The following is a 21,919-nucleotide window of genomic DNA, read 5'->3' as shown; positions in this document are numbered from 1 at the left end:
CTTTAATGACCAATCACCAAACTTTAATGTCAATGAGGCCGTTTTACCTTCCAATGTTTTTTACGCCATTGCGTGTTTATCCTGTATATCTTAATGCGCTTAAGGCGATATTGTGACTTGAGGTGTTTCAATAATGCATCAATCAATCGTTGGCACTCGATAGCGGCACCTGAAATACGTTTCTCCAGATCGAGATCATTCTTTGTCATTGATTGGAACCGGTAGCAGTGAGCAGATGAGCGAAGTATAGATATATTAGGCAAAATTGATCGGATGCACGCCGATTTAGACCAAGATATGCGTTTTATTCAGGTCGGCCGGGTTTTGGTTGATTCATAGAATAGTCGTTGTCTCTTATTTGCGCTGCCACGTTTCAGGTGTTGTTTTGCGGTGTTTTGCAAAAAGTCGGGAGCGCGTTTTTCCGCCGTGCTCAGATAGTCTAGTTCCAAAACCCGTTTGGCAAGGTCCGGCGTAATTTTTAGCGTATCGGTCATAACGGCGTATGTCATTTCAAATAGTCGCTTCAACGCGATTTTCCACGTGCTGCTGTTAAGCGTAAATAGCGCATCGCTAAAACGTAAAAAACGCTCAAAAGGCTGATTATCGACGATTAACGGAACGGTATTTTTAAAGCGGCCGGAATTGCCGACCAAGTCCCAGTAGCGGGCAAATCGGTTAATGCGCTGCATGTCGCCAAAGCTCATAGTATGACTGTTTAGTAAGGAATAGGGCGCATGGGGATCGTAGCGCATTTGATACGAGCCGTTGTGACGATTGATAGGCGCGCCGCGCAGGCGCTTTAGAATCCCCACTTGAATTTCCTGAGGGTTCAGGGCGATCAGCTGGTCAAAGCTACGACCGAATCCTTCCAGGGTGTCCCCAGGCAAGCCGGCAATCAAATCGGCATGAATGTGGACATTTGAGTGTTGCCTAAGCCAGGCCAGATTGGCGCGGGTTTTATCGTTATCTTGTTTGCGGCTGATGCGCTGCTGAACTTCCGGGTCAAAACTTTGTACACCGATTTCAAACTGTAAACAGCCGGGTGGAAAGCGTTGTATGACCTGTTTCAGTCTTTCCGGTAGATTGTCGGGAATGACCTCAAAGTGCAGATTAAGGTTTTCGGGGTTTTTACCCAGAAAAAATTCCAAAATCGCCACGCTGCTATCGATTTTTAAATTAAAGGTACGATCGATGAATTTAAAGCTCCGTGCACCTCGGGCATATAGCGCATCCATCTCGATTAAAAACTTGGTCAATTCAAACGCCTTTGCAGTGACATCAAGAGACGACAAACAGAATTCGCATTTAAAAGGGCAGCCGCGCGAGGCTTCTACATAAACGATGCGTTGGCGGATATCGCTATCGCTGTAATAGGGGTAGGGAGAAGCCAAATCGGTTAACGCTGCTGCTTTTCCGTTAATGATTTTTTCGCAAGGTTCCTTGTCGCAAAGGATCTGCCGGCAAAGCCCGGGGAAGCTGATTTCGCCGTATCCGGTAATGATGAAATCGGCCTGATCAGTCACATTGGGTAGATCCGGAGGATGGCTGACTTCCGGACCGCCGAGAACGATAGCGATTTCGGGAGCGACTTGTTTGATAAGGCCGACCAAAGCCGTGATTTCCGCGACATTCCAAATATACACGCCAATGCCGATGATACGTGGTTGGCGGTTTAGCAGTATCTCGGCGATATCGATTGGCCGTTGCTCGATGCCGAACTCCAGCAATTCGGTTTGCGATTGCAAGTCTCCCATGTTTGCATATAGATAGCGGAGACCGAAAGCACTGTGAATATAACGGGCGTTGAGCGTACAAAGGACGATACTGGGCATGCAGGTGCGGTTTATTTCAAAAGCCGTCAGCATACCATCGGTCGGACTGGCCGCACAGGAATCATGCGCCCGCTTCATCGACATAAGCCGTTATGGTTTCTATTGGACGAAACGCGAACGGCTTAACATTAAAGTGGTTTTAATAGCGTCGCCTAGTTTTCTATGGCGGGTTCGCCGGTGATGATTGCCGCAGGGCGCAGTTCTTTGCGACCGATTTCGAGTAGATCCCAGAACAACAGGGCGCCGCCGGCCGCAGTCATCAAACCGAATACCATGCGCCAAATCATCGCCTGCAGGAACCAGGGATGATTTTGTGCGGCAAAGTAGCCCGCCCAAGTTGAACCTTCCACGGCGCGTTCGATGAATGATTGCTCGTAACCGGCGATCAACAGCGCGACGGTCATGCCCACGACCCCCAGGTTGAGCAGAATCAACGACGTTTTCCAACGCCAACCGTTGATTAAGTCGCCGCCCATCCAGACATTGCCGCGCGCTTGTTGCGCTGCCAGGTAGAAGAAGGCGATATTGATAGTGGCGTAAGCGCCGAAGAAGGCCAAATGCCCGTGAGAGGCCGACCACTGAGTGCCGTGGGTGTATAAATTGATTTGCGGTAGCGTGTGCATAAAGCCCCAAACGCCGGCGCCCAAAAAGTTTCCGAAAGCATGGGCGATGACCCAGGCTAGCGCAGGGTGGTTGCCGTTCTTAAACCGGTGGACGCCTGAATCGTAGATCGAATGGACCACCATGGCCACCAAAGGAATCGGTTCCAGCGCCGAGAAAAAGCCGCCGATGGTGAACCAATATTCGGGCGTGCCGATCCAGAAATAATGATGGCCCAAGCCTAGAATGCCGGAGCCGAACATCAACGCCACTTCGATATACAGCCAGGTTTGTACGATTTGCCGGCGGACCCCCAGCAGCTTCATCAGACTCCAGGCCATGATGCAGCCGACCAGGACTTCCCAGGTTGCTTCCACCCATAAATGAATGACCCACCACCACCAGTATTGATCGACACTGATATTAGTGGCGTAGAACATGCCGGCGGTGTATAGGCCCGCCAGTGCGACCAGGTCCAGCGTCAGAACGCCGGCAATGCCCGACCATTTGCCGGCGGCGAAAGTAGCGGCGACGTTGTAGAAGAAGATCAACATCACCGCGACGATGCCGATATCCGCCCAACGCGGCGCCTCTATGTATTCGCGGCCTTCGTTGATCAGCCACAAGGAGGTGTCGTTACCGCTACCGAATTGAATCAGCAAATAGACCAAAACCACGATGGTGACGGCGCCGGTTAGCACCCAGAATGCCAGTTGTCCCCACTTCAGGCCGACGATGGGCACACCGCTTTCCTCTTCCAGAAACCAATAGACCGAACCGATGAAGCCGTACAACATCCACACCACCATGGCATTGATATGCACCATACGGTTGACGTTGAAATCCAGGATTTCGTACAAAAAGCTCGGAAAAATGAACTGCAAACCCGCCAATAAACCAAACAGCAGCTGAGCCATGAACAGCACCATCGCCACGGCAAAATAATGCACCGCCAGTTTTTGACCGCCGCTCAAATGGGGATTGGCCATGAAATCGGCATGGCGTTGCTTGCAGTCGCCCCAGCAAATAGCCGCTTTTTCTCGATAAGCTTGTAACTTCATGACTTATTCCTCTTCGCCTAGCGCGATGAAATTATGCGGAAAACCGTTGGTGTCGATAGACGACATCCATTTCAAAAAGGCGACTATGCCTTCGGCTTCTTGTTGAGTGATGTCCAGATTCGGCATCTTGCGGTTGGAACCGTAAGTACGGGCGTTTTTCTCCGGATCGAGCAGGAAATCGACCATCATTTGCTCGCGCGATTCTTTGGCAAACCAGCCTTGATCCAGCCAGGCCTTGGTCAAGTCCGGCGCGTAATAGGCGCCGTTGCCGAGCAGCGTGTGGCAGTTCATGCAATTTTTGGCCTGCACGGTTTTTTTGCCTAAATCGACCAGAGCCTGGGCCTCTTCCTCGCTCAACACTTTGCCGAATAGCGGCGCTTCGTTGCCGATGGCTGGCTGGTAACGTTGCTTGGCTTCATCGAAACGGTAGCTTATGTCGTTGTTGATGACGCTATAAGCCGGTACGCGTGGGCCGCCCGCGGAAATCCTAGCCATCGAATCAAACGTTAAAATAACTAATAACACAAACGAACCGCCGGTCACCCAGATGGCGGTTTTTTTCCAGAATGTTTCCGATGCCCAGCGCGGCACTTGTTCAGTCATGATGACGATCTCCGGATAGATGAAAAGTTAAGAATCATTCTCTGATTCGTGGGTTGCAACACACAAGCACCAGATGAAATGAGGCATGAAGCCATAACCTAATGCCATAATGAGCGATAGGATCAGCCAAAAACCGCTGAAGTGATTAACAACGCTAAATACCGCAATACAAATCAGTAATACCGCGTAACAACTGATGGCGAATAGGTAAAACGGGCGGCGGCCGCTAATTTTGGCCCAAGCGAATAATGCGGCATAAAGAGCGGCGGAAAAGATAATCATAGCCGCACAGAAGAAGCTCAGGAAAAAGTCGGATAACGCGACAGGTTCAATTAGCATTGGGATTTAGGATAAGGAACGTTTTTCAGCATGCCCAGTCTGAAAATTTCAGTACGCTTGAGTTTAGAGTGAATTAACATTTATTTCAAATACAGCTATTAAGGAAGGAATCATGCAACTGACTGCCCACACGGATTATGCGTTAAGAGTATTAATGTATTTAACGATTCATCCGGAGCAATTGGTCACCATAGGCGAATTAGCCGAGTTTTTCGACATTTCCAAAAACCATTTAGTAAAAGTCGTACATCATTTGGGGCTAAAAGGGTTTGTGCGGACGGTGCGAGGAAAAGGTGGCGGGATTTGTTTGGCCAGACCGCCTCAGCAAATTAATGTGGGGCATGTCGTTCGTGAGGTCGAAGGGCATTTTCAGATCGCCGAATGCTTCAATCCGAAAAAACAAGGTTTATGCGCCATTCATGCGCAATGCGGTTTGATGGGGTTATTCGGCGATGCGGTAGAACAATTTTTGCAAGTTCTGGATGGCGCTGTGTTGGCCGACTTGTTGCCGCCGGAACCTGTTCCAATGCTCAAGTAGCTTGAGCGGACGAAAAGCATGGCAAGCCCTGAAGCTCAACCGCCACCCCGAATGACCTCAATCGGGCGTACCCGCCGCCGGTGGCGGTGGTCTACTAAGGTATGTAAGCCGAGTGCTAGTAGGATCAAACTTGCGCCGCCGGCAATTTTTAACGATACCGGTTCATGATTGATGCTCCACCCTAAAACCAATGAAAATACCGGCGTGACCAGCGTGATTAAGGCCACCTTGGTGGCTGCCATATGAATCAACACGTAGTAGTAAAAGGCAAAGCCGATCGGGGTTGCGACCATGCCCAGATAGAGTATCGATAGTTGTGCCTGCAACGGTATCTTAGGCGGCAACATGCCGTGATCCAGCCAACACCACGTCAGCAAATAGGCGGGCAAGGCGATGAGCATGCCGCCGCTGATTTGGGTCAACGCGGGCAATTGGGCGTGTATGCGTTTAACCCAAACGGAACTGGCCGCTTGCAGGAAGGCCGCAATCAAGATGGCGATCATGCCCTGTATTGCTTGTTGCTTGATATCCAAGGCCGACTGGAACATCAGAATCAAACCGGCCAAACCTAAAGTATAAGAAGCCAATTTACCCCAACCAAGGCTGTGTTCTTTTAAAAAAGTAGCCGCGAGAAAGGCGGTCATAAACGGCGTCAGACCGAATATGACCGATATCCAGCCGGAAGGAATAAAGCGGGCGCCCCAGTACACGGTCAGCATGCCGGCAAATAGCTGGACGGCCACTGCCAGGTAGGTCAGACCGGCTGCCTTGTTCAGACGTAACGGCAGCCGTTTGCCGAGCATTAACAGAAGCAAACAAAGCGCGCCTAGGCTCATTCGGGCGGTGACGCCGAAGACGTAACTGACTTCTTCGGCGCTCCATTTGATGGCTAACGGCGTAGTGGACCAAATCAAAATGACGCCGAAATAGGCCAGGGCGATTCGCATTATTTCTGATGGGAAGCGCGCTGAGCCAGTAGATCGTCGACCACCAACGGATCGGCCAAGGTCGAGGTATCGCCTAAATTGTGAATGTCGTTAGCGGCGATTTTACGCAATATGCGGCGCATGATTTTGCCGGAACGGGTTTTAGGAAGGCCAGGCGCCCATTGAATCAAATCGGGTTGAGCGATAGGGCCAATTTCCTCGCGGACCAGATTCAACAAGTCCTTTTTCAAATCATCGGTCGGAACGATGCCGACGTTCAACGTCACGAACGCATAAATACCCTGACCTTTGATTGGATGCGGATAGCCGACCACCGCGGCTTCGGCCACGTCGCGGTGCAATACCAATGCACTTTCGACCTCGGCCGTTCCCAATCGGTGGCCGGAGACGTTAATGACATCATCCACCCGGCCGGTAATCCAGTAATATCCATCACTGTCGCGGTGAGCGCCGTCGCCGGAAAAGTAATAACCCGGGTACTTTTGAAAATAAGTCTCATAGAAACGTTGATGATCGCCGTATACGGTACGCATCTGTCCCGGCCAGGAGGCTGTCAGTACCAAAATACCGGTGGCTTCGCCCTCCAGTATGTGTCCGTCGTTGTCGAGAATGGCGGGTTTCACGCCGAAAAACGGTAAGGTGGCCGAACCCGGTTTCAGTGCCGTGGCGCCCGGAAGCGGTGTTATCAAAATGCCGCCGGTTTCGGTTTGCCACCAGGTGTCGACGATGGGGCAACGGCGTTCGCCGACCACCTGATAATACCATTCCCAAGCCTCGGGATTAATCGGCTCGCCCACGCTGCCCAAAATACGCAGGCTGCTGCGGTCGGTACGCGTTACGAAATCGTCGCCTTGTGCCATTAATGCGCGGATTGCGGTCGGCGCGGTATAAAAAATATTGACTCGGTGCTTGTCCACGATTTGCCAGAAGCGGTCGGCCTCCGGATAGGTTGGAATGCCCTCGAACATTAGTGTGGCGGCGCCGTTGCACAAGGGGCCGTAAATCACGTATGAATGGCCGGTGACCCAGCCGATATCGGCGGTACACCAGTAAACCTCGCCGTCCTGGTAATCGAACACGTATTTGTGCGTCATCGCCGCATACAGCAGATAACCGCCGGTGGTGTGTAACACCCCTTTCGGTTTGCCGGTGGAGCCGGAGGTATACAGGATAAACAAGGGGTCTTCGGCATCCATCCATTCCGGTTCGCAGTCTTCCGAGGCTTCCGCCATGGCTTCGTGGTAATAAACGTCGCGGCCCGTTTTGAATGGGGTTTCGTATTCGCTGTGTTTGACCACGATGACTTTTTCCAAATTAGGACATTTTGCAGCTGCTTTATCCGCCATCAGCTTGGAAGGGACGACTTTGACGCCGCGGTAGCTTTCGTCGACACAGATTAGCAGACGGCAGTCGGCATCCAGAATACGGTCGCGCAGGGATTCGGCGGAAAAACCGCCGAATACGATGGAGTGTATCGCTCCGATGCGGGTACACGCCAAAATTGCCACGGCGGCTTCGATTATCATCGGCAGATAAATACACACCCGATCGCCCTTCTTGATGCCTTGGGCTTTCAAGACATTGGCGAACTTGCAAACTTCCCGATGCAATTCCCGATAAGTTAGCTTGAGCGAATCTTTAGGTTTATTTCCTTCCCAGATCACGGCCACCCGATCGCCGCGGCTCTCCAGATGCCTGTCCAAACAGTTGACACTGACGTTTAACTTGCCGCCTTCGAACCAGTGTATTTCCGCCTGGTCGTAATCGCAGCGCATGACGCTATGCCATGGCTGATGCCAATCCAGAAACAATTCGGCTTGTTCCGCCCAAAACCCGGTAGGATCTTTAATCGACCGTTCGTACATGCTTTGATAGGTTGCGGCATTGATATGGGCTTTTGAGGCGATATCAGGTTTTACGGGATAAATGTGATGTTCTGACATGGTAATTCCTTGGGTCTTATCCGATTTATGAGCGGTAACTTAGTGAATCGGCGGATGAATTGCACTAATTTTTTTCAAGGCTAACGGCTCCCAATGAGTAATCGCCCATTCTAGTTGGGTTGCGACAGGCGCGTTTCGCAAAGACGAGGGCGGATTTTGCTGCAGCATGTTTAATAACAAAAACAGGGTCGGTTCGGGTTGTGAGTCGTCTACCGGAGTGGCTAAGTTCTGCTTGCTGAGTTTATGGCCTTGATCGTCGACGATCAGCGGCAAATGCATGTAACGGGGATGCGGGTAGGCCAGCAATCGCTGTTGGTAAATCTGTTTTGGGGTCGAGTCGAGTAAATCGATACCCCGCACTACGTGCGTAATTTTTTGCAAATAGTCGTCTATTACCACCGCAAACTGATAAGCGATGATGTTGTCTTTACGGCGTATAATGAAATCGCCGTGTTCTCGGCTCAGATGATGATTGACTTTACCTTGCAACGCATCGTCGAATTCGATCGATATATCTTGTACTTTTAAGCGCCAGGCCGATGGCTCATCAAAGGAAAAACCCGCGTATCGACATACGCCAGGATAGACGGCGGTATGCCTTAGGATTTTGCGGCTGCAACGGCAGGCGTAAAGCCAGTGCTGTTCCTGTAGGTGTTTTAAAATGGCTTGGTATTTGCTCAGGTACCGGCTTTGGTAGTAAATCTCGCCATCCCAATGTAAACCGAATCGCTCAAGACAATGCAAGATGGCGTCAATGGCACCGGCGGCATTGCGCGGCGTATCTAAATCATCAATGCGCAATAGCCATATACCGCCGTGCCGGCGAGCATCCAGATAACTGGCTAAGGCGGTATAAAGCGATCCAAGATGCAGCTGGCCGGTTGGGGATGGCGCAAACCGGCCTATATAGCGTGAGTCGTTCGACGCCAGAGTTAACCCATTTGTTTTTCCCGGATTTCATCCAGGGTTTTGCAATCGATACACAATGTGGCGGTCGGGCGGGCTTCCAGACGGCGAATGCCGATTTCAACTCCGCAGGTTTCACAATAACCGTAATCGCCTGACTCGATGGCTTTTAGGGATTCTTCGATTTTCTTGATCAATTTGCGCTCTCGATCCCGGGTACGCAGCTCTAAACTGAATTCGGATTCCTGAGTCGCTCTATCGTTGGGATCGGGAAAGTTAGCCGCATCATCCTGCATATGATGTACGGTACGATCCACTTCTTCCATCAATTCTGACTTCCATTTGTTCAGGATGTTTGTAAAGTGCTGAAGCTGCGCTTCATTCATGTATTCTTCACCTTCTTTTTCTTCGTACGGTTTAAAGGTGAAATCTGTCGTGGAATTATTCATCCATTGACTCCTGACTGACAATAAAAAAATCGGAGCTTTTTATCAGAATGGCTAAGTGCAGGCAAGAAGTTTGTTATGATTCCCGCGGTTTTTTTACAAAAAGATAATATGAAACAGAAGATCGCCGATCGCATGCAAGGCATTTCCGCCTTTTATGTTATGGAGTTACTGCAACGTGCTAAGGAATTGGAAAAGGAGGGCAGAGATATCGTTCATATGGAAATCGGCGAGCCGGATTTTCCTACGCCGCAGGGCATAATAGACGCCGGTAAAGCCTTGTTACAGTCCGGTGAGGTAAAATATACCGCTGCGGCCGGCTTGCCGGAATTGCGTGACAGCATCGCTAATTATTACCGAGAGGAATATCGGGTGGAATTGGATCCGCGGCGCGTCTTTGTTACGCCCGGCGCATCCGGTGCGTTTTTGTTGGCGTTCGGTATTAGTTTAAATCCGGGAGAACAAGTGTTGATGGCAGACCCTTGCTATCCATGCAACGACAATTTTGTGCGTTTGTTCGACGGTCAAACGCAATTTGTGGATGTCGATGCCGGTACGGGCTACCAACTCACAGCGGAACTGCTGAGTGAACATTGGCGACATGCCAGCAAAGGCGTGTTAATAGCATCGCCTTCCAACCCGACCGGCACCATGCTCGGCGCGGACGACTTGAAAAGCGCTATTGATCGAGTTCATGATTTGGATGGCTGTTTTTATTCCGACGAGATTTACCATGGCTTAGTTTACGACCGACGTGCGGCTAGTGCCTTGGAATTTAGCGACGACACCTTTGTGATTAATAGTTTTTCGAAATATTTCGGCATGACCGGATGGCGGATCGGTTGGTTAATCGTGCCTGAAAACTTTATTCCGGCCGCGGAAAAACTCGCGCAAAATATTTTCATTTCCACGCCGACTCATTCGCAATACGCGGCGTTGGCCTCGTTTTCTCCGGAAAACAGGGCCGAACTGGAAAGGCGGCGACTGGAATTTAAACGCCGTCGGGATTTTTTGTATGAAAATCTACTGAAATTGGGATTTAAAATCGCTTGTAAACCGGAAGGGGCGTTTTATGTTTATGCCGACTGTAGTGCGTTTACCGACAATAGTTTTGAGTTCGCCAAACAACTGTTGGAACAGCAAGGCGTAGCCGTGACGCCAGGGCGAGATTTCGGCAGAAATTTAGCTGACCGGCATATCCGTTTTGCATATACCGCTTCTATAGATAGAATGGCGACCGCTTTAGAACGATTGGAACGATTCCTATGCCAATAACACAATATACTGTTTATCAATTGCAAAAAGATATTGAAAATGGAAAGAAGCTTTTATTATTAGACGTGCGCGAACCCAACGAATACGCATTTGCGCACATCGACGGTAGTCTGCATATTCCGTTACGCCTACTATCCGAGCGGGTTGACGGCTTGGATAAAGAACAAGATATCGTGGTGGTCTGTCACCACGGCATGCGTAGTCAACAAGCATGTTTGTTTTTGGAGCAATATGGTTTTAATCGGCTTTATAATTTAAAGGGTGGCATAGATGCCTGGTCTTTAAACTGTGATCCTACAATACCTCGCTATTAATAATAACAACTATGTTCCTAAAAGAATTTTATGAAACTCACGACAATAGCATTCGGATTGCCGCGCAGCAGGCCAGTGCATTTGCCAAAGAGATTGCCCATGACTTTAATCCCTTGCATGATGCCGACGCAAAACGTTTTTGTGTACCGGGTGATTTATTATTTTCCTTAGTGCTGGAAAAATACGGCCTTAGCGAAAACATGCATTTTATCTTTTCCGGTATGGTCGGTGACGGCGTGTTTTTGAATTTTCCGGAAACCAATGCCGATCAAATCGATATTACCGATAATCAAGGTAAAACTTATCTTCAGGTTCAGCGTTCAGGCAGAATCAATCACGATCATAAGATGTTGGAAACCTTAATTAGGGATTACGTTGCATTTTCCGGGCAAAACTTTCCTTACGTGTTGGTCCCGCTGCTTGAGAAGGAAAATGTAATGTTTAACATCGATAGACCGCTGGTCATCTACGAAAGCATGACTCTGAATATGTTAAAGCTCGATATCGAAAATCCTCATCTGGTCATGCTGGAGCCTTCAATGGAAGTGAACGGTAAACGCGCCACTGCTTATTTGCACTTTCAAATCAAGTCCGACGATGAAGTTGCCGGATCCGGTTTTAAAAAGTTGGCTGTTAGTGGTTTGCGCGAATACGAAGCGGAACCAATGAAAGCATTTGTGGATGGTTATTTGGCTCGAAAAAACGGCTACCTGGCTAATGTGACCATAGGTCCTTAGTGGTTGTGAATCAAATCAATGTTTACGGAATAGACGGGCTGATAGAAGCGGGGGTATCGAACGCTTGCCGTTGCCCCCCTTAAATTCGATTTTCAAAAGGTTCGACCGTCACCATTTGTCCTGCTTCTACGCCGGAACAATCTTGATCTAATATGATGAAACAGTTTGCTAGGCTGGCTACTTTTAGTTGGTGAGAATCCTGCGGACCGGCGAGTTTTACCGCAAATTCGCCCGGCTTTACTTGGCTTAAAATCCCGCGTTGATATTCCTTTCTTCCGGGAGATTTCCGTAAAGATGTTTCACAACGTGCGCGCAGTTGTAACGCTTGTGTCGGCGGTGCGCCTGCGAGTCTTAGTAGCGCCGGTTTGACAAATTGTTGATAGGTCACTAATACGGCTGCGGGATTACCGGGCAAGCCGAAAAACCAGCAGTTGCCAATTTTACCGAATGCCAATGGTTTTCCGGGTTTGATCGCCAGTTTCCAGAAATTGACTTGGCCGCATTTCTCCAATGTTTGCTTGACAAAATCCGCGTCGCCAACTGATGCACCACCCGTCGAAATTAATACGTCGAACTTGTTTGCTGCGCCCATTAAGGCATTTTCGAGCGATTGCGGATCGTCTTTGATGACGCCTAAATCCGTCACCGAATGATTGGGGTCGTTTAGCATGGCGGCTAACAAATACCGGTTACTGTCGTAGATCTGACCCGGTTGCAGTGCTTGACCTATTCCGACTAATTCATCGCCCGTGGAAAAGAACCCGATGTTTAATCGGCGATATACGGTAATGTTTGCTATGCCGGCAGCCGCAAGTAAACCTAAATCACTCGAATTCAATTTCTTAGGAGCGACAATCAGCGGGTCCTGTTTTTTTACGTCGCTGCCAATCGCCCTGATGTTTTTGAATGGTTGAGTGTCGTCAGGGAAAGTTACGTATTCGCCATCAACGATTAATCGTTCCTGTGCAATAACGCTATCGGCAAAGTTCGGTACTAATGCGCCGGTAAAAATTCTTACGCATTGGTTCGAAGCGACCGGACCGTTAAACGGTTTTCCGGCCCAAGCTGTCCCTGCGATACGCAATTTGAATGCCTGATTGCGAACGATGTCTTCATTCGAAAACGCGTAGCCGTCCATTGCTGCATTGCGGTGCGGCGGGATATGGATCGGCGATTTGATCGTATTAGCCAATACTCGATCTTTCGCTGAAAACAGGTCGATCGATTCCTGGTCTTGGATGGTTTCAATGGCGTAAATAATGCTGGATATAGCCTCTTCCGCCGATAACAGGCCCGCAGACCCGGGGTAACAAAAATCCGTCACAATTTAAGCTCAAAAAAACGGTGGAAAATAAAATCGGCGATCGCCTGCGGATTGTTCAAATCTAAACAAGGTATCGTGTCGGGCGTGGGTAATGGCTGGTCGCTAGCGATTGCGATGACGTTATCGTCGTCCGGGTATAGTAAGTCTTTGTTCAGGCTCGGCCTGTGCAACTCGATTTTTACAAAGTTTTCGTCACGGAAGCCTTCCACCAAAATAAGATCGAGATTGTTTTTCGGAAAAAAAGCTAATTGTTCCATTAAACCGACTTCACGTCGACGAGAATACTCTGTGACTAGGACGCTTCGATATGGCGAAACTATCATCATCGGCGATGCGCCGGCGCTTCTCAAGCGATAGCTATCTTTGCCGGGATAATCAATTTCGAAATCGTGATGGCTATGTTTTATTGCCCCGATTCTTAAGCCACGTTGCTTAAGAATCGGTATCAATCGGGTTAGCAATGTGGTTTTGCCTGTACCACTGTACGCAGCAAAACCTAGAATCAATGGATTAGATTGAGGCATTGATTGTATGTATAGGACCGGTCAAGCATTCTAATGTATTATGGATCGGATGATATTACCAGTCGAGACAGACCTTGATACGCATTTTATTGTTTTTGGCGCCGCTAATACTGATTTATCTTGCTGCTCGCTGGTATCAGAAAACACCGACGGGACAAATACGCGTTGCGTTGAAAAAGTCCATTTGGATAGTTGTCATATTGCTATTGACGGCTTTAGCCGCCGCCGGAAAACTAAATTTACTGTTTGCCATGATAGGTGTACTGATTGCGAGTCTGGTGCGGTTAATGCCGGTTCTTTTACATTATGCTCCGCAACTGCGCCGGCTTTGGATGCTATACGTTCATGGGAAGCAAACGCATAAGACGGATTCTGAACAGCCTAGATATCGGGCGGGCAGCGATAGATCAATGACAAAATCGGAAGCATTATGCGTCCTTGGTTTAAAACCTGGAGCCAGCGAAGAGGACATTATCCAGGCTCACCGAAAGCTGATTGCGCGATTGCATCCCGACCGTGGCGGCTCAGATTATTTGGCGGCGCAAATCAATCGGGCAAAGAAAGTATTGCTTCAAAGCTAAGTTATTCTTAAGATTCGATTAAAATAGTTGTTTTTTGTCAAGTGTTGTTTTTTAACAACGATGAGTCTGTCTCAATTTTGTGAAAAATTTCACCAAAATACCCAATTAAATCAAATAATAATATTTTTTTTTTAAAGTCATACTAGCACTGGAATAAAAAAGGCGTTATGCTTGAAACCACGATAAGGAAACGGTTTGTTGCTCAAATAGTACTTAATTTTACTTATGGGAAATACATAGTTTTCGGATTTCTTAGGTAGATCCGTGCTTTTGGAATCGCTAATTGAAATGTTAAACCGTGATAAACAGCTAATCGTGAAAATATTTACCAGTAAGACGGCCGAGTGTACATTAAGCATCAAACCTGGAGAAGAGTCATGATGGAAGAATCGATTGATATTACAAAAGAGTTGGAAATGGACATTGCTGACGACATAACTTTTGGCGATATTGAAGACGACAGTCCGGGTATCGACACTTCCGAAAGATATAAAACAAGTGATGCCGAGGTCAGCGACTCTCCGCTCGAAGCTAATTTTGATGCGACTCGGGCTTATCTTAATGAGCTTAGTAAGTCCCAATTACTCAGTGCAGACGAAGAAAAAATATACGGTAAAAGAGCGCTGCAAGGCGATCCTGAAGCACGAAAAATCATGATCGAAAGCAATTTGCGCTTAGTGGTAAAGATTTCCAGACGTTATCTGAATCGCGGTCTTCCGTTATTGGATTTGATCGAAGAAGGCAATTTGGGTTTGATACGAGCGGTTGAAAAATTCGACCCCGATCGAGGGTTTCGTTTTTCTACTTATGCCACGTGGTGGATCAGACAAACCATCGAACGGGCGATTATGAATCAAACCCGTACCATACGTTTGCCGATTCATATCGTGAAGGAAATGAATGTTTATCTAAAAGCGCAGCGTAACCTCGCGCAGCAACTCGACCATGAGCCGACGGCTGACGACATCGCCAAGCATTTAGATAGGCCCGTTAAAACCGTTAACAGGATGCTTAAGCTGAATGAGCGGGTCACTTCGGTTGACGTTTCGTATGGCAAGGATATCGACAAACCGCTGCTGGAGACCATCACGGAAGAGGAAAGTCGCTCGCCGGTGGAAATCCTGCAGGAAGATTTAATTCAAAATAATGTAGCCGATTGGGTTTATCAACTGGCTGAAAAGCAGCGCGAGGTGATTTGTCGCCGATACGGTCTATGTGGTTTTGAAAGTGCGACTTTGGAGCAAGTCGCATTGGAACTCGGAGTGACCAGAGAACGCGTTAGACAAATTCAGATGGATGGATTGAAACGCTTGAAAGAAATTTTGGAAGACACCGGCTATTCTTTTGAATCGATATTTAATTAATAGTGAACACGGCATGCTTAATCTCGGAGCCAAATGCAGTTCCCGCTCATCTTAGCAATGCTTTCCAGGCGTTCCCGGTGCGCCGCGAGTTCATCGCTATTGCAACGCACTACTTTTAACGCCGGACGGTCGGCGGACAACCGCACAAACTGTTCCTGTTCTGTATTTTCGATTTGATCCCCTTCATCTAATAACGACGATTGACCGCCGGTCATGATCAGATACACATCGGCGAGAATTTCGGCGTCCAGCAAAGCGCCGTGCAGATCGCGGTGGCTGTTGTCTATTCCGTAGCGTTTACACAAAGCATCCAAACTGTTACGGGCGCCTGGGTGTTTTTTGCGCGCATAGGTCAGCGTATCGAAAACGGTGCTGTTGGTTTCTACTGAACGCGTTTCGTTTTCCAGTAACGATAATTCGTGGTTTAGAAAACCGACGTCGAAGGGGGCATTGTGAATAATCAGTTCGGCGCCGGCCGTAAACGCCATAAAATCTTCAACCACATCGGCAAATCGCGGTTTGTCTCGCAAAAATTCGTTTGTTATGCCGTGCACCTCAATGGCGCCTGCATCGATTTCTCTATCAGGATTCAGATAGACATGAAATCGGTTCTGTGACAGGCGTCGGTTGATCAGTTCCACACAACCGATTTCAATGATTTTGTGACCTTCTTTCGGATTAATGCCGGTGGTCTCGGTATCGAGTACTACTTGACGTTGATTTGCAATATGGGCTGGCATATTTATTGGCTATAAGTTTTTAGTAATTCGGTTTGCACCTGAAATACGGGCTCATCGCCCGGTGTGGCGCGTAGATATTTTCCGTCGCGCTGTAATAACCATGCTTGGGAATTATCGCTTAAATTAGCTTTCAAGTCGTTCATGATGCGTTCGCTGATTTTTTTGTCGGCAATTGGAAAACACACCTCCACTCGTTTAAACATATTGCGATTCATTAAATCGGCGCTGGAAGCATATACAGTCCAATCGCCGCCATTCATGAAGGCGTAAACGCGAGCATGTTCCAAAAAACGGCCGATAATGGAGCGAACCTCGATATTATCGGAAACCCCTTCTATACCGGGACGCAGGCAGCAAATACCGCGTACGATGAGTCTGATCCGCACGCCGGCTTGCGATGCGCGGTACAACGCTTGAATCGTTTGTTCCTCAACCACGGCATTGACCTTAATGATGATTTTGGCTTGTTTGCCTTTCTGGGCGAACTCGATTTCCCTGTCTATCATCTTTAACAAGCCGTTATGCAAGGTAAAAGGCGATTGCAATAGCTGATTAAGTTTGCTGACCTTGCCTAGGCTGGTCAATTGCATGAACACGCGGCGCACGTCTTCGCTTAGTTCTTTTTCGCAACTAAACAGGCCATAATCGGTATATAGGCGGGCCGTTTTCGGGTGATAGTTGCCGGTGCCCAGATGAACGTAATTGCGCAGAATCCCCCCCTCTCTACGCAGTACCATCGACATCTTAGCGTGAGTCTTGTATCCAACCACGCCATACACGACATGAGCGGCCGCTTCTTGTAATTTCGCGGCTAGGCCTATGTTTTCTTTTTCGTCGAAACGGGCGCGCAACTCGATGACGACCGTTACTTCCTTTCCGGCACGGGCGGCCTTGATTAATGCCCCGACAATCGGGGAATCAACACCGGTACGGTAAAGCGTTTGTTTGATGGCTAATACATCGGGGTCCGTCGCTGCCTGGCGGAGAAATTCTATGACAGGCTGGAAGGACTCATAGGGATGATGTAGCAATATATCCTGTTTACGGATGCAGGCAAACATGTCTTTGTTGCGGGTCAAGACCGACGGTAGACCGGGTTTGAACGGCGGAAATTTTAGCTCGAATCGGTCTACCATGCTGTAAATGGCCTGGATACGGCTCAAATTAACCGGGCCATTAGCCAAAAACAGTTTGTCCGGTGTTAATTCGAATCGGGCCAATAAAAAATGAATGGTTTCTTCCGGGCAATTGGCGTCCACTTCCAAACGGACTTCGTCACCATAGTTACGCATTGCAAGCTCGCCGGCGACGGCCAACATTAGGTCGTCTATCGCATCGTCGTCGACGAAGAAGTCGCTGTTGCGGGTTACACGGAACTGATAACAACCTTTTACCGTCATGCCGTTGAATAAATCCGATACGAAAGCATGAATAATGGAAGACAAAAACACGAAATCATGCGGCCCGCTATCGGTATCGGCGGCGGGCAGTTGTATGATGCGGGGCAAAGCGCGCGGCGCCTGTAATATCGCGCGCCCGCTGTTTCGGCCGAATGCGTCTTTCCCGGTAAGAGAGATGATGAAATTCAAACTCTTGTTGAGTATGCGAGGGAAGGGGTGCGCCGAATCCAGCCCCATCGGGGCCAGAATCGGCAGTAGTTCTTCATTGAAATATTTTTCCAGCCATGCTTTCTGCGACTCGCTCCAGCGGTCGCGCTTCAGAAAACGGATATTTTCCGCTTCGAGGCTTGGAATCAGCACCTCATTGAGCACTCGGTATTGTTCGGCCACCAATTCGTGAGCCTTAATCGAGATCTTTTCCAATTGCTCTTGAATACTCAAACCGTCAACGCTGATGGCGCTGTCGTCCATTTCCGCCATTTGCAACAAGCTGGCGACGCGCACTTCGTAAAATTCGTCTAAATTTGAGCACGAGATACAAAGATAATTTAAGCGTTCTAATAATGGAATATTCGTATCGAGCGCTTGTGCCAGGACGCGGATGTTAAATTCCAACAAGCTTTGTTCGCGATTGATATAAAGTTCTGGACTGGTTAGTTCGGGAGAAATATTTACAAGGGTATCCATAACCGTTCGGAGTTCTTTTGTCGATTAGCTCGAATTATAAAACAATTCCTTATGCGCAACAGTTATATGCATTCGGCGCGACCACGGGTTGGTCGATTTGATATAATCCGGCAGTGTTCATTTCTCCGATTCAGTTATGAAATTTCCTACCATCGAGTCGCAAGTCGGTAATACCCCGCTTGTGCGTTTGCAACGTCTCCCAGGCGAAACGACTAATACTATTTTAGTTAAATTAGAAGGTAATAACCCGGCCGGTTCAGTCAAAGATAGGCCTGCTTTAAGCATGATTAAACATGCCGAAGGCCGCGGCGAAATTAAACCGGGAGACCGATTGATCGAGGCGACCAGCGGGAATACCGGTATCGCACTGGCAATGGCCGCTGCTATTAAAGGGTATAAAATGACCCTGATTATGCCGGACAACATGAGTGCCGAACGTATCGCTTCGATGAAAGCCTATGGAGCGGAAATTATACTGACACCTGCTAAGGGCAGTATGGAAGCCGCTATCGACTTGGCTCGCAACATGGAAGCCGAAGGTAAGGGGCGGATATTGGATCAATTCGCCAACCCCGACAATCCGCGCGCTCACTACGAAGGCACCGGTCCGGAAATTTGGCGCGATACTGAAGGCAAGGTCACGCATTTCGTCAGCGCGATGGGCACGACGGGTACCATCATGGGAACGTCGCGCTATCTGAAAGAGCAAAATCCGGATATTCAAATCGTCGGCGTTCAGCCCAAGGGCGAATCCAAGATTCCCGGCATTCGCCGCTGGCCTAAAGAGTATCTGCCAAAAATATTCGACGAAACGCGGGTGGATCGCATCATCGAAGTCGACCAAATCGACGCCGAGAACGCTACTCGGGCGCTGGCCGCGCGGGAAGGCATCTTCGCCGGCGTATCGTCCGGCGGCGCGGTATTTGCGGCCTTGGAATTGGCCAAACAAGTGCAAAACGCGATCATCGTCGCGATTATCTGTGATCGCGGTGACCGCTATTTATCCACCGGCGTGTTTCCTTCCTGACGCTCGTAAACAGGAGAAGGCTCAGGCTCGTATAGATTTCCCGGAAAAGCGATGCTTCCGGTTTTTCATTTATTCATGCTTCATGTTCCGAAAGAAAAAATTACCCCTAGATCCCGTTACCGTTACGATCGAATCTCTATCTCATGACGGCCGGGGTGTCGCCCATGTCAACGGCAAAGTCGTGTTCATCGACGAAGCCTTGCCGGGCGAAACCGTCGACTTTATCTATACCGACAGCCGTAAGGACTACGCCGAAGGCAAACTCGCGGCTTTGCATAGCCGCTCGGAACATAGAGTCGAGCCGGCCTGTCCGCATTTCGGCGTTTGCGGCGGTTGCAGCTTCCAGCATGTAGACGACGCGGAACAAATTCATTTCAAAGAAGATTTATTACAAGACCAATTTCGCCGCATCGGCAAAGTCGAGATTCCGCAAATCTGGGAGGCATTGAAAGGCCCACACTGGGGCTATCGGCGCAAAGCCCGAATGGGCGTCAAATGGGTGGCCAAGAAAAACCGAGTGCTGGTCGGTTTTCGCGAGCGGCGCAACCCGTTTTTAGCGGAGATCGACAGCTGCAAGGTCATGCATTCCATTGTCGGTGAAAACCTGATCGCCTTGGGCGAGATGATTGCCGGTCTCAGCATCAAAGACAAAATCCCGCAAATCGAAGTGGCGATCGGCGATACCGAATGCGTGCTGGCCTTTAGAGTGCTGGAGCCGCCTACCGATGCCGACAAGCAGCGCATGCGCGAGTTTGGCCGTCGCTACGGCATCAGCATGTGTTTGCAGTCTAAGGGGCCGGACAGCATCGTTCCGCTCGACGGCGAGCCGGAAGTGATTCCTAGCTATGCCTTGGCAGAGCAGGGCATCAAATTCAATTTCCGACCGGCCATGTTTACCCAGGTCAATTACGACATCAATCAAAAAATGGTGACGCGCGCGTTGGATGCGTTGGAATTGACTAAGGAGGATAGGGTGCTGGATCTATTCTGTGGTTTGGGTAATTTTACCTTGCCTATGGCGACCAAAGCCGGCTGTGTGGTCGGAGTCGAGGGCGACTTGCCGTTGGTCAACCATGCCCGCGAGAATGCTCGACTGAATCAGGTGGAAAATGTCGAATTTTATGCGGCCGATTTGAGTAAGGACATTAAAGACTTGTCTTGGTCTAAACAGAAATTCACCAAGATCCTGTTGGATCCATCGCGTGCCGGCGCTTCGGAAGTACTGCATCATTTTAAGCATTGGCAGCCAGAACGTATCGTCTATGTGTCCTGCAATCCGTCGACTTTGGCGCGCGATGCCGGTATCATGGTCAATGATCTGGGTTACAAGCTGGTCAAGGCCGGCGTCATGGACATGTTCCCGCAGACGGCGCATGTCGAATCGATAGCCTTGTTTGTCAAATAATGGCTGTAGTGAAATGTTACCTGGATGTCTGTATCGCCAGCCAAGAATTGAGGCTGCTGGCAAACGACGAGGTGTTATGCCGCTACTCGGTATCTACTGCGAAAAACGGCCCAGGCCAACTGAAAGGCAGCGAATGTACGCCGACCGGTTGGCATAGGATACGAGCGAAAATTGGCGGGGATGCGCCGATAAACAGCGTGTTCGTCGGGCGCAGGCCGACCGGGGAGATTTACACGCCGGCACTGGCCTCGGAATTTCCCGGACGCGATTGGATACTGAGCCGCATCTTGTGGCTGGGCGGGCTGGAGCCCGGCCATAACCGCTACGGCCGCGTCGATAGCACTTGGCGTTATATTTACATCCACGGTTGCCCGGACGAATCGATGCAAGGCGTGCCGGCATCGCATGGTTGCATCAGGATGAAGAATGCCGATGTGACCGACTTATTTGCCAGGGTTGAGGTCGGATATAAGGTGTTCATTCATTAAAGATTAATGGCGCGTATCGTTTTAGGCATAGAATACGACGGCTCGGCCTATGCCGGCTGGCAATGGCAGGCGGGCAAACCCACTTTACAAGGCGAACTGCAGACAGCCTTGAGCAGGATAGCCGACGAAGCTATCACGGTACATTGCGCCGGCCGTACCGATGCCGGTGTGCATGCATTGGAACAAGTCGTACATTTTGATAGCAACGTTAATCGAGATTTACGGGCTTGGTTGATGGGCGGCAATAGCCTGCTGCCGGAGGATATCCGAATTATCTGGGTCAAGCCGGCGGTCGGCGATTTTCATGCCCGTTACAGTGCGATAGCCCGTTTTTACCGTTATGTCATCTTGAATCGACCGATGAAATCGGCCCTATTGAGAACGCAAGCGACTTGGTGCTATCTGCCTTTAGATGCCGGCAAAATGCACCTGGCCGCCCAATATTTAATCGGCGAGCACGATTTTTCGTCCTTTCGTGCACAGGGTTGCCAATCTAAAAGCCCAAATCGCTTCATGCACTTTGTCGATGTCTACCGCGACGACGATCGGGTTGTCATCGACATTTGCGCCAATGCTTTCCTGCATCATATGGTCAGGAATATCGCCGGCGTGTTGATCGAGATCGGAAGCGGTAAACGGCCGGTTGATTGGACCGCGCAGCTGCTGGATATAAGAAACAGGGCGGTGGCGGCGATGACGGCGCCGCCGCACGGTTTGCATTTGGGCGGCGTATATTATCCGGATCAATACGGCATACCCGGTCACCCGATTTTTGCGAAATTGCCGCCGGATGCTAGACGTTTTGACTAATCGATATACCGATTACCGTCAAAGTCAT

Annotated in this window: 21 protein-coding genes; 10 read left to right on the top strand and 11 right to left on the bottom strand. The window is 49.4% G+C overall.

What is annotated here, in order from left to right:
• Positions 1-308: 308 nt before the first annotated feature.
• The 3 genes from ACW73I_RS05250 to ACW73I_RS05240 form a co-directional block, all read right to left on the bottom strand.
• The gene (locus tag ACW73I_RS05250) at positions 309-1,910 is read right to left on the bottom strand and encodes a DUF4080 domain-containing protein (protein ID WP_458028187.1); all 1,602 of its coding nucleotides are present in this window, start codon (positions 1,908-1,910) and stop codon (positions 309-311) included.
• Between the two features lie 74 nt (positions 1,911-1,984).
• Positions 1,985-3,493: a cbb3-type cytochrome c oxidase subunit I gene (locus tag ACW73I_RS05245; protein ID WP_458028186.1), complete on the bottom strand. Its 1,509-nt coding sequence runs from the start codon at positions 3,491-3,493 to the stop codon at positions 1,985-1,987.
• Between the two features lie 3 nt (positions 3,494-3,496).
• Positions 3,497-4,096: a c-type cytochrome gene (locus tag ACW73I_RS05240; RefSeq protein WP_458028185.1), complete on the bottom strand. Its 600-nt coding sequence runs from the start codon at positions 4,094-4,096 to the stop codon at positions 3,497-3,499.
• A 451-nt stretch (positions 4,097-4,547) separates the two neighbouring features.
• On the opposite strand from ACW73I_RS05240, the gene ACW73I_RS05235 reads away from it, so the two are divergent.
• Entirely contained in the window at positions 4,548-4,973 is a 426-nt protein-coding gene (locus tag ACW73I_RS05235; protein WP_458028184.1) for an RrF2 family transcriptional regulator, read from the top strand.
• A gap of 35 nt (positions 4,974-5,008) precedes the next feature.
• On the opposite strand, the gene ACW73I_RS05230 is transcribed toward ACW73I_RS05235, so the two are convergent.
• From ACW73I_RS05230 to dksA, 4 genes are read right to left on the bottom strand one after another with little or no spacing between them, the layout of a single operon-like run.
• Positions 5,009-5,920: a DMT family transporter gene (locus tag ACW73I_RS05230; protein ID WP_458028183.1), complete on the bottom strand. Its 912-nt coding sequence runs from the start codon at positions 5,918-5,920 to the stop codon at positions 5,009-5,011.
• Complete coding sequence (gene acs, locus ACW73I_RS05225) at positions 5,920-7,863, bottom strand: acetate--CoA ligase (RefSeq protein ID WP_458028182.1); 1,944 nt, start codon at positions 7,861-7,863, stop codon at positions 5,920-5,922. Before acs ends, ACW73I_RS05230 begins: the two co-directional genes overlap by 1 nt.
• A 39-nt stretch (positions 7,864-7,902) precedes the next feature.
• The gene (gluQRS, locus tag ACW73I_RS05220) at positions 7,903-8,793 is read right to left on the bottom strand and encodes a tRNA glutamyl-Q(34) synthetase GluQRS (protein WP_458028233.1); all 891 of its coding nucleotides are present in this window, start codon (positions 8,791-8,793) and stop codon (positions 7,903-7,905) included.
• A gap of 2 nt (positions 8,794-8,795) precedes the next feature.
• Entirely contained in the window at positions 8,796-9,218 is a 423-nt protein-coding gene (gene dksA / locus ACW73I_RS05215; protein ID WP_458028181.1) for an RNA polymerase-binding protein DksA, read from the bottom strand.
• Positions 9,219-9,326: 108 nt separating this feature from the next.
• Between dksA and ACW73I_RS05210 the strand changes: the two genes are divergently transcribed.
• From ACW73I_RS05210 to ACW73I_RS05200, 3 genes are read left to right on the top strand one after another with little or no spacing between them, the layout of a single operon-like run.
• Complete coding sequence (locus ACW73I_RS05210; protein WP_458028180.1) at positions 9,327-10,490, top strand: pyridoxal phosphate-dependent aminotransferase; 1,164 nt, start codon at positions 9,327-9,329, stop codon at positions 10,488-10,490.
• Entirely contained in the window at positions 10,481-10,804 is a 324-nt protein-coding gene (locus tag ACW73I_RS05205) for a rhodanese-like domain-containing protein (RefSeq protein ID WP_458028179.1), read from the top strand. Before ACW73I_RS05210 ends, ACW73I_RS05205 begins: the two co-directional genes overlap by 10 nt.
• Positions 10,805-10,815: 11 nt before the next feature.
• Complete coding sequence (locus ACW73I_RS05200) at positions 10,816-11,541, top strand: DUF3581 domain-containing protein (protein WP_458028178.1); 726 nt, start codon at positions 10,816-10,818, stop codon at positions 11,539-11,541.
• A 79-nt stretch (positions 11,542-11,620) separates the two neighbouring features.
• Here the strand turns inward: ACW73I_RS05200 and moeA are convergent, their stop codons facing one another.
• Together moeA and mobB are read right to left on the bottom strand one after the other, a co-directional pair.
• A complete protein-coding gene (moeA, locus tag ACW73I_RS05195; protein ID WP_458028177.1) occupies positions 11,621-12,865 on the bottom strand; it encodes a molybdopterin molybdotransferase MoeA in 1,245 nt (414 codons plus the stop codon).
• Positions 12,862-13,389 carry a molybdopterin-guanine dinucleotide biosynthesis protein B gene (gene mobB / locus ACW73I_RS05190; RefSeq protein WP_458028176.1) on the bottom strand — a complete coding sequence of 176 codons (528 nt, stop codon included), beginning with the start codon at positions 13,387-13,389 and terminating at the stop codon, positions 12,862-12,864. The genes moeA and mobB overlap by 4 nt, the downstream gene beginning before the upstream one ends.
• A 74-nt stretch (positions 13,390-13,463) precedes the next feature.
• Between mobB and ACW73I_RS05185 the strand changes: the two genes are divergently transcribed.
• Positions 13,464-13,970 carry a DnaJ domain-containing protein gene (locus ACW73I_RS05185; RefSeq protein WP_458028175.1) on the top strand — a complete coding sequence of 169 codons (507 nt, stop codon included), beginning with the start codon at positions 13,464-13,466 and terminating at the stop codon, positions 13,968-13,970.
• 377 nt (positions 13,971-14,347) lie between these two features.
• Positions 14,348-15,334 carry an RNA polymerase sigma factor RpoS gene (rpoS, locus tag ACW73I_RS05180; RefSeq protein ID WP_458028174.1) on the top strand — a complete coding sequence of 329 codons (987 nt, stop codon included), beginning with the start codon at positions 14,348-14,350 and terminating at the stop codon, positions 15,332-15,334.
• A gap of 17 nt (positions 15,335-15,351) precedes the next feature.
• Here the strand turns inward: rpoS and dnaQ are convergent, their stop codons facing one another.
• Positions 15,352-16,074 (bottom strand): DNA polymerase III subunit epsilon, encoded by a 723-nt coding sequence (gene dnaQ, locus ACW73I_RS05175; RefSeq protein WP_458028173.1) that lies wholly within the window; start codon positions 16,072-16,074, stop codon positions 15,352-15,354.
• Between the two features lie 2 nt (positions 16,075-16,076).
• The gene (gene ppk1, locus ACW73I_RS05170) at positions 16,077-18,161 is read right to left on the bottom strand and encodes a polyphosphate kinase 1 (RefSeq protein ID WP_458028172.1); all 2,085 of its coding nucleotides are present in this window, start codon (positions 18,159-18,161) and stop codon (positions 16,077-16,079) included.
• Positions 18,162-18,297: 136 nt separating this feature from the next.
• On the opposite strand from ppk1, the gene cysM reads away from it, so the two are divergent.
• The 4 genes from cysM (at position 18,298) to truA (ending at position 21,891) form a co-directional block, all read left to right on the top strand.
• Positions 18,298-19,188, top strand: coding sequence for a cysteine synthase CysM (gene cysM / locus ACW73I_RS05165; protein WP_458028171.1), 891 nt, complete (start codon positions 18,298-18,300; stop codon positions 19,186-19,188).
• A gap of 82 nt (positions 19,189-19,270) precedes the next feature.
• Positions 19,271-20,593 (top strand): 23S rRNA (uracil(1939)-C(5))-methyltransferase RlmD, encoded by a 1,323-nt coding sequence (gene rlmD, locus ACW73I_RS05160; protein WP_458028170.1) that lies wholly within the window; start codon positions 19,271-19,273, stop codon positions 20,591-20,593.
• Positions 20,593-21,081 carry a L,D-transpeptidase family protein gene (locus ACW73I_RS05155; RefSeq protein ID WP_458028169.1) on the top strand — a complete coding sequence of 163 codons (489 nt, stop codon included), beginning with the start codon at positions 20,593-20,595 and terminating at the stop codon, positions 21,079-21,081. The genes rlmD and ACW73I_RS05155 overlap by 1 nt, the downstream gene beginning before the upstream one ends.
• 6 nt (positions 21,082-21,087) lie before the next feature.
• Positions 21,088-21,891 (top strand): tRNA pseudouridine(38-40) synthase TruA, encoded by an 804-nt coding sequence (truA, locus tag ACW73I_RS05150; protein WP_458028168.1) that lies wholly within the window; start codon positions 21,088-21,090, stop codon positions 21,889-21,891.
• Positions 21,892-21,919 lie beyond the last annotated feature (28 nt).

This window comes from Methylomonas sp. MgM2 (genome assembly GCF_054172045.1).
The sequence above is the reverse complement of the archived record's forward strand: the minus strand, read 5'-3'. Positions and strand labels throughout refer to the sequence as shown.